At 65.5% G+C, this 14186-nt stretch carries 13 protein-coding genes, 1 tRNA gene and 1 pseudogene; 6 read left to right on the top strand and 9 right to left on the bottom strand.

The window, feature by feature from the left end; translation table 11 throughout:
• The first annotated feature begins 693 nt into the window (after nt 1-693).
• Nucleotides 694-2418, top strand: a complete 1725-nt coding sequence (locus ACV7NQ_RS08585; RefSeq protein ID WP_463359131.1) for a glycoside hydrolase domain-containing protein — start codon at nt 694-696, stop codon at nt 2416-2418.
• Nucleotides 2419-2675: 257 nt separating this feature from the next.
• Here the strand turns inward: ACV7NQ_RS08585 and ACV7NQ_RS08580 are convergent, their stop codons facing one another.
• Nucleotides 2676-3176, bottom strand: coding sequence for a cupin domain-containing protein (locus ACV7NQ_RS08580; RefSeq protein ID WP_463359130.1), 501 nt, complete (start codon nt 3174-3176; stop codon nt 2676-2678).
• A gap of 4 nt (nt 3177-3180) precedes the next feature.
• Here ACV7NQ_RS08580 and ACV7NQ_RS08575 point away from each other — a divergent pair, with 4 nt between their 5' ends.
• Complete coding sequence (locus ACV7NQ_RS08575) at nt 3181-3384, top strand: hypothetical protein (RefSeq protein ID WP_463359129.1); 204 nt, start codon at nt 3181-3183, stop codon at nt 3382-3384.
• Here ACV7NQ_RS08575 and ACV7NQ_RS08570 read toward each other — a convergent pair.
• Nucleotides 3370-3621 (bottom strand): hypothetical protein, encoded by a 252-nt coding sequence (locus ACV7NQ_RS08570; protein WP_463359128.1) that lies wholly within the window; start codon nt 3619-3621, stop codon nt 3370-3372. The two genes, ACV7NQ_RS08575 and ACV7NQ_RS08570, sit on opposite strands and share 15 nt — an antisense overlap.
• A pseudogene (locus tag ACV7NQ_RS08565) lies at nt 3618-4541 on the bottom strand (alpha/beta hydrolase family protein). Before ACV7NQ_RS08565 ends, ACV7NQ_RS08570 begins: the two are co-directional and overlap by 4 nt.
• A gap of 136 nt (nt 4542-4677) precedes the next feature.
• Between ACV7NQ_RS08565 and ACV7NQ_RS08560 the strand changes: the two are divergent.
• Nucleotides 4678-5301: a TetR/AcrR family transcriptional regulator gene (locus ACV7NQ_RS08560; protein WP_463359127.1), complete on the top strand. Its 624-nt coding sequence runs from the start codon at nt 4678-4680 to the stop codon at nt 5299-5301.
• Between the two features lie 135 nt (nt 5302-5436).
• Here ACV7NQ_RS08560 and ACV7NQ_RS08555 read toward each other — a convergent pair whose 3' ends face one another.
• The 4 genes from ACV7NQ_RS08555 to ACV7NQ_RS08540 all read right to left on the bottom strand — a co-directional run bounded on the left by ACV7NQ_RS08555 (nt 5437) and on the right by ACV7NQ_RS08540 (nt 9501).
• Complete coding sequence (locus ACV7NQ_RS08555; RefSeq protein ID WP_463359126.1) at nt 5437-6684, bottom strand: IS110 family RNA-guided transposase; 1248 nt, start codon at nt 6682-6684, stop codon at nt 5437-5439.
• Nucleotides 6685-7034: 350 nt separating this feature from the next.
• Nucleotides 7035-8285, bottom strand: coding sequence for an IS110 family RNA-guided transposase (locus ACV7NQ_RS08550; RefSeq protein ID WP_463359125.1), 1251 nt, complete (start codon nt 8283-8285; stop codon nt 7035-7037).
• 422 nt (nt 8286-8707) lie between these two features.
• Nucleotides 8708-8863, bottom strand: coding sequence for a hypothetical protein (locus tag ACV7NQ_RS08545; protein ID WP_463359124.1), 156 nt, complete (start codon nt 8861-8863; stop codon nt 8708-8710).
• Nucleotides 8864-9258: 395 nt separating this feature from the next.
• Nucleotides 9259-9501 (bottom strand): MbtH family protein, encoded by a 243-nt coding sequence (locus tag ACV7NQ_RS08540; RefSeq protein ID WP_463359123.1) that lies wholly within the window; start codon nt 9499-9501, stop codon nt 9259-9261.
• Between the two features lie 321 nt (nt 9502-9822).
• On the opposite strand from ACV7NQ_RS08540, the gene ACV7NQ_RS08535 reads away from it, so the two are divergent.
• Nucleotides 9823-10065: a hypothetical protein gene (locus ACV7NQ_RS08535; protein ID WP_463359122.1), complete on the top strand. Its 243-nt coding sequence runs from the start codon at nt 9823-9825 to the stop codon at nt 10063-10065.
• A gap of 653 nt (nt 10066-10718) precedes the next feature.
• On the opposite strand, the gene ACV7NQ_RS08530 is transcribed toward ACV7NQ_RS08535, so the two are convergent.
• Nucleotides 10719-11018: a hypothetical protein gene (locus tag ACV7NQ_RS08530; RefSeq protein WP_463359121.1), complete on the bottom strand. Its 300-nt coding sequence runs from the start codon at nt 11016-11018 to the stop codon at nt 10719-10721.
• Nucleotides 11019-11899: 881 nt separating this feature from the next.
• On the opposite strand from ACV7NQ_RS08530, the gene ACV7NQ_RS08525 reads away from it, so the two are divergent.
• Both ACV7NQ_RS08525 and ACV7NQ_RS08520 read left to right on the top strand, forming a co-directional pair.
• Complete coding sequence (locus ACV7NQ_RS08525) at nt 11900-12358, top strand: hypothetical protein (protein WP_463359120.1); 459 nt, start codon at nt 11900-11902, stop codon at nt 12356-12358.
• A gap of 350 nt (nt 12359-12708) precedes the next feature.
• Nucleotides 12709-13062 carry a DNA polymerase gene (locus ACV7NQ_RS08520; protein ID WP_463359119.1) on the top strand — a complete coding sequence of 118 codons (354 nt, stop codon included), beginning with the start codon at nt 12709-12711 and terminating at the stop codon, nt 13060-13062.
• A gap of 943 nt (nt 13063-14005) precedes the next feature.
• On the opposite strand, the gene ACV7NQ_RS08515 is transcribed toward ACV7NQ_RS08520, so the two are convergent.
• Nucleotides 14006-14087: transfer RNA gene (locus ACV7NQ_RS08515), tRNA-Leu, on the bottom strand.
• Between the last annotated feature and the right edge of the window lie 99 nt (nt 14088-14186).

Below are 14186 nucleotides of genomic sequence, written 5' to 3'. Positions count from 1 at the left end.
GGCCCACTCGTGCACCGGCCGTCGGGGGAAGTTCAACGCCAACGCCGCCCGGCTGCAACTGGCTTGCACGGCGCATCTGCTCACCCGCGCCCTGGGCTGCCTCGCCTCGCCCAAGCACGCCCTCGCCCGCGGCGCCACCATCCGCGCCCAGCTCATCGCAGTCACCGCCCGTATCGCCGCAGGTCGTGGCAACATCACCTGGCACCTACCACAGGCATGGCCATGGGAAACCGCCTGGCGCAACAGCTTTCACACCACTCATGCTTCGCCAGCGCCAACCACACCTCCCCCAACCCCGAAACCAACAGTAGACGGGCTGGATTCGAAGCCAGCAGACCCCGCACGCCCCAAAACAAGCAACACCCGATCAACCCGTTACCGCAAAAACACCAGTGGATTCAGGCAGAGGTTCCGGGCACGCGATCATCGAGTAGATCATCTCCCACCCTGGTCGATTCAGGTACCTGGGAATAAATCCGAAAACGGACGAAAACGGATTGGCAGAGGCATTGCCCAGCAACCGGTCCAGGGTGTTAATGGAAAGAGCCGGGCCTCAAAAGGAGTCGGATTCTTCCGGCGCGATGAAGTATGTCGACACCTGGGAATGGTTCCGGCACAAGGCGAATCAATTAACGCCGACCTGCTTCTAGACGGTCGCGCCGTCCCGGAATCCGACTGACTAGGAGATGAATTATGGTCGAGCTGATCGATTTCTCGGCCGCACTGATCGACGCGCAAGCGATCAAGGACGCCGGGTATGCCGGTGTCATCGGCTATTTCAGCGCATCACGACCCGGCGCCAACTTCGGCGCCAAACCGCTGCCGCGCGACTATTGCGACCGGTTGCGCGCGCTCGGGCTGGAGATCGTCACCAATTACCAGTACGGCAAGGATGACACAGCGGACTGGACGGGCGGCTACGACGCAGGCGTTTACCACGCCAAGATCGCCCTCGCCAATCATTTCGCCGCGGGTGGACCTGGATACCGACCGCTGTATTCGTCGGTCGACTCGAATCCGACTCTCGACGAATGGAATTCGCAGATCGCGCCGTTCCTACGCGGCTGGGCCGCAGTGGTCGGTCTCCAATGGACCGGCATGTACGCCAATGCCCGCTGCATCGACTGGGCACTGGAGGATGGCGTCGCTACCTGGTTCTGGCAGCACAACTGGTCCGGCGACCCCGCCATCAATGGCGATCACCCGGCCGCGCACATTCACCAGGTCAGCATCGACTCCGGCCAGGTGGATGGCATCGGGGTGGATGTGAACGTAACCCTCGAGGACGACTACGGCCAGTGGTCCAAGGCCGCTGCGTCGCAGCCTGATTCATCGGCAGAAAGCAAGGTGGTGCCACCGGGGTACACGGAACTCGACCGCATGGGGAACTCGGCATCTTCGCGCCACGGTGCCCGGATCACCAACTTCTTGTTGCACACGCAGGAGGGCGACGGCACCGCCGAGAGCCTGGCGAACTACCTCAACGATCCCAGCCACGAAGCCAGCTACCACTACACGGTGCGCGACGGCATCGTATGCGACGTTGTGGATACCGATCTTGCGAGTTGGTCGGTGTTGGACGCGAATCCGTACACGATCAACCTGTGCTTCGCCGGAAGCCGTGCTGGCTGGGGGCCGGACGATTGGGCGCAGATCGACGGAGACATCCGGATCGCCGCCTGGCTGGGCGTGCAGGACGCGAAGAAGTACGGGTTCTCCACTGATGTGATCGCGCCGCCCTACCAGCGGGGCGAGGGCCTCAGCGACCACAAGTATGTGACCGAATGCCTCGGCATCGGCACCCACATCGACGTCGGCTACAACTTCCCCTGGGATCGGTTCACCGGCCACGTGCGGGAATACGCCTCCGGTGCAGCTTCCGGACCGATGCCGGACGCGATCAACGATGCCTACGCCGCGAATTCGTGGATCGGCAAGCGAATCACTGAGGGCGAGAATACGACTCCCGACACAGCGGGCCGATTTGCCCAGTTCGAGCACGGCTACATCTACTGGCATCCCTCCACCGGCGCGCACCCGATTCCGGACACGCTATGGGCAAAGTACGAGGAATTGCGTTGGGAGACAGGACCTCTCGGGTATCCGACTACCGACCGCACCGTACTGAACGGACCCGACGGCCAGCCGTGGGGTGAAGTGCAGGGCTTCCAGGGTGGTGCTCTGTACCGGCGCGAAGGCAGGGAGACGTACTGGGTGCACGGCGCGATCCGCGACCGCTGGAACCGCGGCGGCTTCGAGAACGGTCCGCTCGGCTGGCCGGTGTCCGACGAAATCGCCTGGGACACAGGCGCATACCAGGATTTCGAGAACGGCCGCGTCTACTGGACGCTGAACCAGACGCTGGCCATGGTGACCGCCGACGGCATCGACAAGCCGCTGCCCGACCCGCATAGCTGAAGGGAGAATGCGATGAATAGAGTGTTGACGATCCTAAACAGTGAGCCGGTGAACTCTGCTGTACCCGCTGCTGATAGCACTGATCGGGTACGGGGTCACCAAGGGCGTCCTCTCGTCCGACATGTCCTGTTTCATCCTCGCGGTGGTCGCTCCGCCACAACGACATCCGCGACGGCGATGAGTGCCGTGAGCGAGTGGGGTCTGCACCTGGTTGCACCCGATCCGGGCTCGGCGCGGGTAGGGGGTCACGACGCCCCCTACTGGAGCACCTGACTCCTGACCTCAGCTGACCGGGACCGGCACGATCCAACCCGCGTCGAAGCGGTCTTCCCCTCGACCAGATGGCGCAGGCGCATGCGCGTCTCGAGCGGAGCGGCGTCGTTGGCAAGGTCGTCCTCGACGTGGCCACCACTGCGTCCAGTGTGTGACGCCCGCGCCCTTCGTGCGCCGGCGGCCCGCAGTACCTCGAGCAGCAGGAGCTGGCCGTACTGCCGGATTGCGAACGCCGAACCCACGCGGTTGCCGGCCACCTCGTCGAGTAGCCGGTCGAGACTGCCGCGCAGGTTGATCGCTGCGGCGGCCGATGCCCGGACGTGTGCAACCGACGGGAGCGCCTGCAGCAGCAGTGCCCGACCGGCCGGGTTGAGGTCGACGCGGCCGCCGATGACGTCTGTGGTCAGCCGGGCCGGCCGCACACCATCGCGATGAGCTTCAGCGGGTCCTGGACGACGGAAGACGCCGCAACAGGGGGCCAGCACCAGCGTGTTCGCCGCGACTAGCCCGCTGCATGCCGAGATCGGCGGTGTCTACCTGAAGGACAGTGACATCTCACCGCTGGATGAATCCTCGGCAGATTTCGCCTTCAGCTCCGAGGAGTCACCCTCGTCCGACGTCGTACCGCACGCCGTCGACCCGGAGTCGGCACGGCGACTCTGGGAGCTGAGCGAGCGGCTACTCGAGGCGTAACGGTTCGCCGCGATCGCGGCGTGAAGCGTTGTCGTGGAAGCAGCAGTGTCCAGCCCTCGAAGGCCCGTTCGGGTCACCGAATATCGGCATGAGGTGGTCGAACAGCCAGGCGTGCTCGATCTGCGGGATGCTGTCCGCCTCGCGCCAGACCTGCAGGACGTCGTCGGAGGTGACCTGCGACGGGGCGGTCAGGATTCCGAAGCTGGGCCTGCGGCCCGGCGTGAGGGGGTTGGTCACTTCGAGTCGATCCTTCCCAGCGGGTCGCTGGTCGCGGTCAGGGTTGCGCGGGCGGTAGGCCACGCGTCGTTGTCGAGGCCCAGCGCGGTACGTAGATACGCCAGGGTGGCCTGCTGGATGACCGCGACGCGCTCGGGGCTTTCGTCGGTGGTCCGCGTGTCGTTGTAACCCTGGATGCCGCCGAGCCCGTGTTCCGCGCCGAAAAGGGTCAGCAGATCGGTGGCGCCCGAGCTGAGGCGGTAGCCGTCGGTGAACCAGTCCGGGCCGCGCACCGTCAGCGCAGAGTCGTCCAGGTCGCCGGCGACGAACAGACTCGGCGTCTTCAGCTCGGCGAAATCAGGGCTCATGAACGGGAAATACTGGGCGGCGAGCGGGCTCAGGTCGGCGCCGCCGATTCCGGGCAGACAGAGCAGCACTGCGGCCCTGACTCGCGAGTCGGTCATGCTTTCACCGGGCGTGCCGTCGGCGTCGACGACCCGCGCGCCCCGCGAGCGTGCTCGCGGTCTGTGCGCCCCACGAGTGTCCGGCGACCGCGATGCGGTCGTGGTCAATGCGTCCGGCCAGCCCGGGCACGTCGGCTTCGATGGTGTCGAGCTGGTCGAGGATGCAGGTCAGGTCGTCGGTCCGGATGCGCCAGATGAGCGGGGTGCGCGGGTCGTCGGGGGCGAGGTTGAGCGAGTCGAGATGGGTGGGCTGGATGACGACGAACCCGCGGGTGGCCCAGAAGTCGACCAGCGGTGCGTAATTGTCCATGGACAAGGTCATGCCGTGCGAGAAGACGACGACCGGCAGGTCGTCGGCGCTGAGACCCGTACCTGCAGGTCTTGGCCGCGGTTAGGGGCCGCGAGCGTGACCGGTTTGACCGAGATGATCGGCGTGGTCGAGTCGGTGCCGACATCGGCCGATGTTGTGTCGCTCATGAGATGAGTACCTTCCTCGTCGGGGCTGATGGCCCGTTCTGCGCAACGATCTGGGATGATGAGAATCCGGATCGCTGCTCCGCATCATTATATGGAGCGTTGCTCCGTTTTAGCAAGTGAGAAGGAGGCGCCTCGAATGACGACGGCCGATACGCCGCCGCCCGCCAACGTTGGCCGGCGTAAGCGATCCGACGCCCTGCGCAACCAGCAGACGCTGCTGGACGCCGCCGCCGTCGTGTTCGTCCGTGCGGGGGTCGACGCTCCCGTGCGAGACATCGCCGCCGAAGCAGGCGTCGGCATGGGCACTATCTACCGGCACTTCCCCACCCGGGCCGACCTGGTGGTCGCAGTCTTCCGGCACCAGCTCGACGCGCTCGCCAACGCCACGACCACTACCCCCGCAGCCGACGAAACACCTTACGAAGCGTTACGGTCATGGGTTGCCCGGTTTGCCGATTTCCTGGTCACCAAGCACGGCTTGGCCGAGGCGCTGCACTCAGACCAAGCCGGGTTCGAGAGCCTGCACGCCGAGTTCGTCGACCGCCTGCTGCCCGTGCTCGACCAGCTGTTGAAAGCATCCGCCGCCGCCGGCCACACACGCGCGGACATACGGCCTTACGACCTAATGCTCGGCATCGGTAACCTGTGCATCGGAGTCGAGACCTACCCCGACTATCACGCTCGCCGCATGATCGACCTGCTCCTCGCGGGCCTTGCGCAGGCCACCCCGGCACCGACGACGGGCAGTGACCCCAAATAGCGCCCGCGCTGCCCGCACGCCTGTGCAGGACCGCCAGGAGCAGGTCGCGACCGGGCGCACCCTGCTGCCACATCGCGATCAGCGCTCGCGGACCCTGACCCGAAAATTGAAGGTGAGGTAACCGCTTGGCCGGGGTCAGGCGGCTCCTTCGATGGGGTCGAAGCGGATGGTGAATCCCAGGGCGTTGGCTTGGCGGGTGAGCCGGCGCATCGCGGCTTGGGGGTCGCGTTTGGTGAAGTAGTCACCGCCGAGGTCGTGGTAGTCGACGTCGTTGGTGAGCATGTGCCAGACCGCGGTGAGGATCGAGTGTTCCAGGGCGACGAGGGCTTTCTTCTTCCCGAGCCGGGGGGCTAGTCGGTGGTAGCGGGCGCCGAGGTAGGTGTTTTCCTTGGTGCGGGATGCGGCCATGGCCGCGGTGCCCAGGGCACCGCCGAGCCATCGGTTGCCGTGGCGGGTCTTGCCGGATTTGTGTTTGCCGGCGGATTCGTAGTGCCCGGGGCAAACCCCGGCCCACGAGGCCAGGTGCCCGGCGGTACGGAACCTGCTCATGTCGGCGCCAGTCTCGGCGATGATCACCTCAGCGGTGCTCTGCCCGACCCCAGGGATCGTTGCCAACCGTTCAAGCTGACGGGCAAAAGGGCGCATCTCTTCCTCGATCCGCGTCGACAGCTCCAGGATCACGGCCGAGAGCTGGTCGATGCGTTCCAGGTGCAGCCGGCACAAAAAGGCGTGATGCTCCCCGAAGTTCCCGGTCAGCGCCTGCACCAGCTGCGGAATCTTCGGGCGCATCCGGGCCTTGGCCATCTCTGCCAGTACGCGCACATCGCGCTCCCCGTCGATGAGCGCCGCGAGCATCGCCCGCCCGGAAACACCGAGGATGTCGGTGGCCACACTGGACAGTTTGATGCCAGCGTCTTCGAGTTCCTTCTCCAACCGTGAGGCCTCGCGGGAACGTTCAGCCGCCAATGTCGTCCGGTAGCGGGTCAGATCCCGCAGGTGCCGGATCGGCTCCGGGGGCACGAACGAGGCCTTGAGTAGCCCGCACTCACCCATCTGACACAACCATGCCGCGTCGGACACGTCGGTCTTGCGCCCGGGCAGTCCTTTGGCGTGCGCGGCGTTGACCAGGATCACGTTCAGGCAGTCCTCCAGCAGATAGAACGCACCCCGCCAGTAATCCCCGGTGGCCTCCATCACCACAAGGGTGACCTTCTCGGCCACCAGCCAGTCCCGCAGTTCCAGCAGGGCGTTGGTGGTCGTGGCGAAGGTGCGGATCTCCTGGCGGCGTGAGCGCCCGCGCCCCGGCTTCGCGGTGCGCACACACGCTTTTAGGTCCTTCTTGCCGATGTCCAACGCGGCGCACCGCTCGTGCAACAGTTCCACGACACCCTCCCGAGACGACTGGCCGGCCTGGCACGCCCGTCCGGAGGAACCACAGGGCTAAAGAGTCTGACCCACGTGCTCGAAGCAACAATCGACAGTTCCTGTCGGTGGTCCCCAACACCATCCTGATCCACGAGCTCAAGGCATCACAGTACGATCGGCGTCCCGGACGAACGCGCCCCCATTTTCCCGCCTCCACGGCGGCCCAGCGCAGCGGCCCAGGTTCCTGATCCGAAAATAAACCCATGGTGAGTGGCTGTGGGCGGGTGAGCGGGCACGTGACAGTTCCCGGCGATGCGTAGCGAGCCGGGATGGGTCGTCACGTTTGGTGTGGTTGCAGGTCTTATTGATTAGGCGGCTCCTTCGATGGGGTCGAAGCGGACGGCGTATCCGAGGGCGTTGGCTCGGCGCACGATGCGTCGCATGGCGCGTTCGGGATCCAGGCGCGCGAAGTAGTCGCCGCCGAGATCCTGGTAGTCGACGTCGTCGGTGAGCATGTGCCAGACCGCTGCCAGGGTCGAGTGTTGCAGGGCGACAAGGGCTTTCTGCTTGCCTATTCGTGGCGCGAGCCGACGGTATTTCGCGCCGAGATAGGTGCCGTCGCGGGTGCGGGCGGCGGCCAGTGCCGCGGTGCCCAACGCACCGGTCAGCCACCGGTCGCCGTGGCGGGTTTTGCCCGATCGGCGTTTGCCGGCGGATTCGTGGTGTCCGGGGCATACCCCAGCCCATGAGGCGAGGTGTCCGGCGGTGGGGAATCGGCTCATGTCGGCGCCGGTCTCGGCGATGATGACCTCGGCCACCCTCCGACCGACTCCGGGGATGGTCACCAACTGGTCAATCGTGCGGGAGAAAGGGCGCATCTGCTCCTCGATCCGTGTCGAGAGTTCCTCGATCGTCGCAGACAACTGATCGATTCGTTCCAGATGCAGCCGGCACAGGAAGGCGTGGTGTTCACCGAAGTTGCCGGTCAACGCCTCGACCAGTTGTGGGATCTTCGGGCGCATCCGCGCTTTGGCCATGTCGGCCAGCACCTGTGCGTCCTGCTCGCCGGCGATCAACGCGGCCAGCATCTGGCGGCCGGAGCGGCCCAGGATGTCGGTGGCCACGCTGGACAGTTTGATCCCGGCGTCCTCCAACTCCTTCTCCAGCCGCTGCGCCTCCCGGGTGCGTTCGGCCGTCAGCGTGGTCCGGTAGCGGGTCAGATCCCTCAGGTGCCGGATCGGTTCGGGTGGCACGAACGAGGCCCGCAACAGGCCACACTCACCCATCTGACACAGCCACGCCGCATCGGAGACGTCGGTTTTGCGGCCGGGCAGACCCTTGGCGTGGGAGGCGTTGACCAGGATCACGTTCAAACAGTCCTCCAGCAAGTAGAACGCCGCCCGCCAGTAATCCCCGGTCGCTTCCATCACCACCAGGGTCACCTCCTGCTCGACCAGCCAGTCCCGCAACTCCAGCAGGGCGTTGGTGGTCGTGGCGAACATGCGGATCTCCTGGTTGCGCGAGCGCTTACGTTTGCTCACGCTCGGTGTCCGCACGCACGCCTTGAGATCCTTCTTGCCGATGTCCAACGCGGCGCACCGCTCATGCAACAACTCCACGAACATTCCTCCGGAAACCGTGTCCTGCCAGGGGCGTCCGCCCGGAGGAGCCACAGGGATCTGAAGACTCTGATCCGCGTGCTCATGGCAACAATCGACAACTCCTGTCGGTGGCTCCCGAACCGCCATGCTGACCGACGAACTCGAGGCATCAAGGAAAATTACGGGGTTCCGGGACGAACGCGCACCCATTTTCCCGCCTCCACGGCGGGCCAGCGAAGCGGCCCGGGATGCTGACCGGAAAATGACCAAGGTGACCGGGCACGCGACAGCACCCGGCGGTTAGCTGTCGGCGGAGCCGACATGGTTGTTGTTGCTGGTCGTGCTAGGCGGCTGGGGTGAGGGTGACGGTGTAGCCGAGGGCTTCGAGCTGGACTCCGCTCGGGATCTCGGCGAACCGGACCGTGAGCGCACCAGCCGTGTCAGGTCACGACAGTTAGTCGGCGGGCGGCCTCGGTCTCGATGGAGCCGTGGGGCTCGATGTCCTCGCCAGCGAGTCGGGCGGCTATGAGTTTGATCATCGCGACCTGGATCATCGCCTTGGCGTGGGCGGTCTTATGTTCGTAGTCGCGTGCCAATCGTCTGCACCTCGTCAGCCAGCTGGTCCGTTTCGCCACCCACCTGCGGGGCAGCACCTGATAAGCCTTTCACGTCCGCGTTGCGAGGCACGACCACGACCTCGAGTCCCTCGGTACGCGCGGCCCACTCGACCAGGCTCGCGTCCACGGAATTGACGTACCCGCCGTCGACCCACACCAGGCCCAACCGGGGAAACCGCGCCCGCGTACCCGTCAACACGAGCCGGGCACCGGCACGGTCCTGCACCGACGCCGAACTCACCGTCGAGGCGAATCGATCACTTTCGCCGTTTTCTGGCGCCGGAGTTGGATAGCGATCGGCTGTGTGACACCGACGGCTTCACGCAGCCGTATCTCAGGCCGAACCGCTACTGCGCACTATCCGATACCGCAGGTCAGGACTGGACGGCCTGCCGTACCGCGGCGTCGGCGACCATTGCATCGCGCAGACTCTTCGGCCGCATATCCGTCCAGTTTTTCTCGACGTACTCGACGCAGGCGGTCCGGCTGTCCTCGCCGAACACGACTCTCCACCCGTCCGGGATCTCGGCAAAGGTCGGCCACAGGGAAAGCTGCTCCTCGTCGTTGACCAGAACGAAGAACCGGCCGGTTTCGTCGTCGAAGGGATTGGTGCTCATTTCACCTCACTGGTTACTCGCACTGTGTATCGAGAGAAAACGCTCGTAATCCGTCTAACCCGGATCGAATCTCCCGAGTGTTATCGACCTTAGCAAATTACCCGTTACACGCGGGCGCGGTCACCTCGGCGATCGAAGACCTCCGTGGCTTCGAATTGCTCTTGGTGGCCATCCCGCGAGCGACGACACCGATGGGCGGACAGTCCGCGTCGGGTGCGATTTCGCGGCCGAGCGTCTCGGCCCGGCTGGGCTGGCACCCCCTGCTGATCAACTGGCAGGCAACCGGCAATGAGGAATCCATCGACAACGCAAGGAGATCGAATGCTGCTGCACCTCGTCGGTACGTTGGTGGCTAGTTTGGCCCGCGAGGTCGGTGCCGGAGACAGTGCGGTTCCGGCGGTTCCGGCGGATCGGGTGGCGGCGGTGGCGTTGCTCGGCGACCCGACCAGGGGCCTGCCGCACCGCTATTCTCGGGAGCGCCGGGCAAGGACCGTCCCGATCCGATGCCCGGCAGACGGAAGTGGCTGGGCTGCCGCAGTTTTCGTTGCCGTCGCCGCCTGGTAGTGGTATCGGGCCCGTGCGAGACATCGCCGAGGATTTCGAAGCGCTCACCGGGCGGGTGGCGTCGCTGTGCCTGCCCGGTGATCTGGTCTGCGACGCACCCACCAGGTCTCCGAGTTCGGGGATAGGTGGCGAGAGGGCTGTGATGCCACCGGACGTTGCGTTGGCGGTAGTGCGGTAGTGCGGTAGTGCCCGGCCACCGGCCCGGCCGGGCCCACCTAGCCCATCCTGGATAACTGGTCTCAGAGCAAGCAGCCAGCAGCCTTGAGGCGGGCGTACACGTGATCGGAGACAGTGATCCTGCCGCCAGGAAGAACAAACACCACCCCCACCAGATCCAAGCCCACCCCGGATCGGAGGGAGCAGTCCAGCAGTTGTACGGTGGCGGGGATAGCTTGGTCGGCGTGTGCCGCACCGGCTCCAATGATGGTTGAACAGGCGAGTGCCAGGGCGATAGCACCTGCTTTGACGAATCGCACGGGTGTCCTCCTTCGAATCGCAGTCGTGTACAGCTTGCGTTCGTCTCTCGTCCGGGTGATCGAGCTGTGTGCTGAAGGCGTTTGTCGTCCCGGGCCGACGTCCCGCTGGCTGCATTTGCAGGCCCTAACGATAAGTGCTGTCTCCCGGTCGAGCGTGTCGGCAGCACCGGCGATTCGTCATGTAGTTGCGGATAACGCAGTTAGGAACCAAGTGGCGATGCGCAGCACAAACTGCGCATCGCTTCTACGGCGGACCGGCGTCGAGATGGTGGAGCGGTCACAGGCCGCGCGCATGGCGGCGCGGCGGGTGAGGAGGCCGAGCTGGACTCGGCAGGTGGTGCAGTAGCCGTCGGTGTGGACGACGGTGTACTGGGTGCAGCCATCGCAGCGGCCGTGACGTCGGTCGGCTCCCAGCAGCGGGCGGCGAGCGCGGGACGCGCGGCGAGTCGCGGTCGCATGCCGATCAGGAATGTCCACCGGTTCGACCGTCGATGCGACAGAATCGGGCCGATATCGGAGTCCGAGCGCTGCATGTGAACCTTGACCGCATGTGAACCTTGACCGCCTGGCCCAGCGGCGCGGGCATCATCAACGCCAGCATACTGGGCCCGCATCACGATTCGCCCTAAGTGCGGCGGGTCGACGTTGGCCGTCTGCCCGAACGGCGCTGTCCAACTGGGCGATCGGCACTTCGGCGCGCACCCGCCGGCGCGCACCCGGCACCGCCGGTCGGCGACGCCTATTGTCCCGCGACGTAGTACGCATCGGCGACAGCGAGCAGGGCACAGCGAGGCAGCAGCCACCTAATAGCAAATCTTCAGCTATACGCGCGCTGCGTGCCGCCGGGAATTCGGCAAGTCCGTGTGGCCAGCAGATACGAGTGTGGAGCGTCGAAAGTTCTCCTTGCGTATGAAAGGTGATCTATGGACACGGGCAAGCACAGAGCTCCCAATCCGCAGCGACAGAAGATGTCCTCGATGGTTGTGGCGGGAGCGGTTCCATTCGCACTCGTGCTGGTGGGAACCGCCACCGCGAACGCTGAGCCCGCTCGGTCCACCCCGGTGACCCAGCCTCAGCCCGACCAACCCGACCAACCCGACCAACCCACTGGCCCGCGGCCGAGGCGCCGAACGTGCATCCGTATGAGGGTCTGCTGATCCCGGACGACACGCTGAGTTCATTGCAGTGGGCGCGGCCGATGCCGGACAGAAAGTACCTGGCGCCGCTCGGCGTCCTGCACGCGCCCGTTCCGGTCGCCCCGGTGCCGCCGGTCGCGCCGCCACCGGGCAAGTTCCGCTTCGGTGACGTGCTGGTCGACGCGCCGGACTGGCTCTACCGGGAGCAAGCAATCCAGATCAATGACCGCCGCGGTAGCCGAGGCCAATATGGCGACATTCCTCGACTCGATCGGAATGGAACGCAGCAGGTCCGACCGCATCGCAGGCGAGACCATCGGCGCCGCGGCGATAGGTGCCGCGGCGGGCGCGGCAGTGGCGAGCCCCTTCGCGCTGACCTCGGCCGTCGTCGGCGGCATGATCGGCACGGCCGTCGGCCTGCCATTCGCACCGATCGGCCTCGCTGCAATTCCCATAAGTGTCGCTTACGGCGCAGCCATCATCGCCGTTCCCATTGCGGCCATCGGTGCGGGCGTCGGTGCGGTGCATGCCCTCAGTGCGCCCCACGGGTCGTCGGCGACTGACCGGACGGTGCGTTCGAGGGACGCATCGGAAAGGGCGGAACCCGACGACGCTGTCGGGCTGGCTGTCGCGGTTTCCAGCCACTCCCGCACGGCGCCCGGTGAGACGCAAGGTCAGTAGCGAGCCCACACCGATGAAAGCGGCGGGCAGCCGATGTGTGAGGGTCTCACCTGGCACCTGGACCGAATCCTGGCCAGGAACCGAGCTTAGGTAGCCGATGAGCGGATACCCGCCCGGGTTGTGCCGGGCGAGCCTGGTCCGCTTCCTGATGGCTGATAAGCCCCTGGTCCACGGACAATGCGGTATCCGGCATTCCTGGTGTATGCGTGCCTTCAATAGAATGATCTTGGCGTGTACGTTTATCAACCGGATCATGCAATTGGGATAGGGGTCGCGCCAACGGCGTTGAATGGAGCGCTGGGGCGTGTCGCGCAGAAGATTTCGACGATACAACCAGCACGATGCATGTCATGACCGACTTCATTCCGATCCACGATTGTCCAGTGAAGCTCGACCCGCGCATCGACGCCGACCCGTATTGGCCGGTGCTCGCCGCCACGGCCGTCGCCGAGAGCCGACAGGAACTCCTCGAAACTGGCGAGCGGTTCCGCAGCGCGGCCTACGAAGTGATCGGCCACAGCGTCGATTTCAATTCCGAGCAGGACCTCCAGGCGGTGCTGTTCGATGAGCTAGGCCTGCCACCAACGCCCGGCCATGCCACCGACAGCGCCACCCTGTACGCCCTGCGGGACGAGCATCCGCATCCGTTCCTGGACCACCTGCTCGTCTACCGCGCCATCCGAGGCATAACCCAGCAGAGCTGAGGACTGTCCGGCCTGCTGCCGCCATCCGGGTGACCGGCCTGTCCACGCTGTCCGGCTTGCCGCTTCCGCCGACTGGGGGTGAACAGATCGGCGACCGCCTCGTTGAGTCGCACGCTCACGCTGCTCGATCGGATAACGCTTGGGCATGGGCCCACATCCATCACAAAGAAGGAAGCGGCAAAAAAGTCCGGGCGGTTCACCTCTGCGAAGGTGGGTGCCATCGCGCCGGCGGTGACGAGATCGGCGGGGGAGATCCCCAACTGAGACAACAGCACGCGGGCGGCTGCCACAGCCTCGGCGGTGGCAGCGGCCTGTCGCGTCTGAGGGGTCGTCACCGGCCTCACCGCCCCAGCAGCCGCAGGCTGGGCGCGAGCAACTCGTCCAGGGCCGCGGGTGGGTGGATCAGCATCGTGTCGCGCACCCGATCCCCGAGGAGCAGGACCCGGTCGCCCACGAACATGCTCACACGCCGTCGCAGCCGATAGGGGATCCGGGAAGTACCCGCTCGGGGCTATCCGCGCCGCTCCGTCGGCGGAAGGACGCACGACGAGCAGTCCAGCGTCTGTGGCGGCTATGTCCAGGCGAATGCCGGGGCGCCACCCTAGCGTCACCGAAAGGTGCTTGTCAGCGATTCGGCCAGCTTCGCCGAAGGCCGACATGCTGTAGGCGAGGTCGCCGTCGGCAAATCGGACAGCCCAGGGCTCGATGGCAACGGGTCCGTGGAGCAACTGCTGCACGGGAGCCTGTGGCGGGATCACCGGCGGCACGATCATCGCCGATCACCCCGGCCAGCAAACTTTTCCGAGGGTGCAGATATGACGGAATCTGGCAGATGTGCCAGGAATCGGTGCAGTTCAGAACGTGTTTTCACTGGTCGGCTCCCGTGTGTGCGAGGGCACTCGCACACAGAGCACGGATTTCTGTCACGTTTGACGTGAATCTGTGCGCGAGAGGGGACTCGAACCCCTACGTCCGTGGACACCAGAACCTAAATCTGGCGCGTCTGCCGATTTCGCCACTCGCGCGTGATGGTACGACCGTCCAAAGACTACCGGGCTTGACCGCGATCGCGAAGCTCCGCCCGGGCGTGGCGTACTCGCCGGTAACCCCACCTGGGATTATAA

This window comes from Nocardia sp. Tas62D01 (assembly GCF_055232035.1).
Note: the sequence above shows the minus strand (reverse complement) of the source record. Positions and strands in the feature narration are given on the sequence as shown.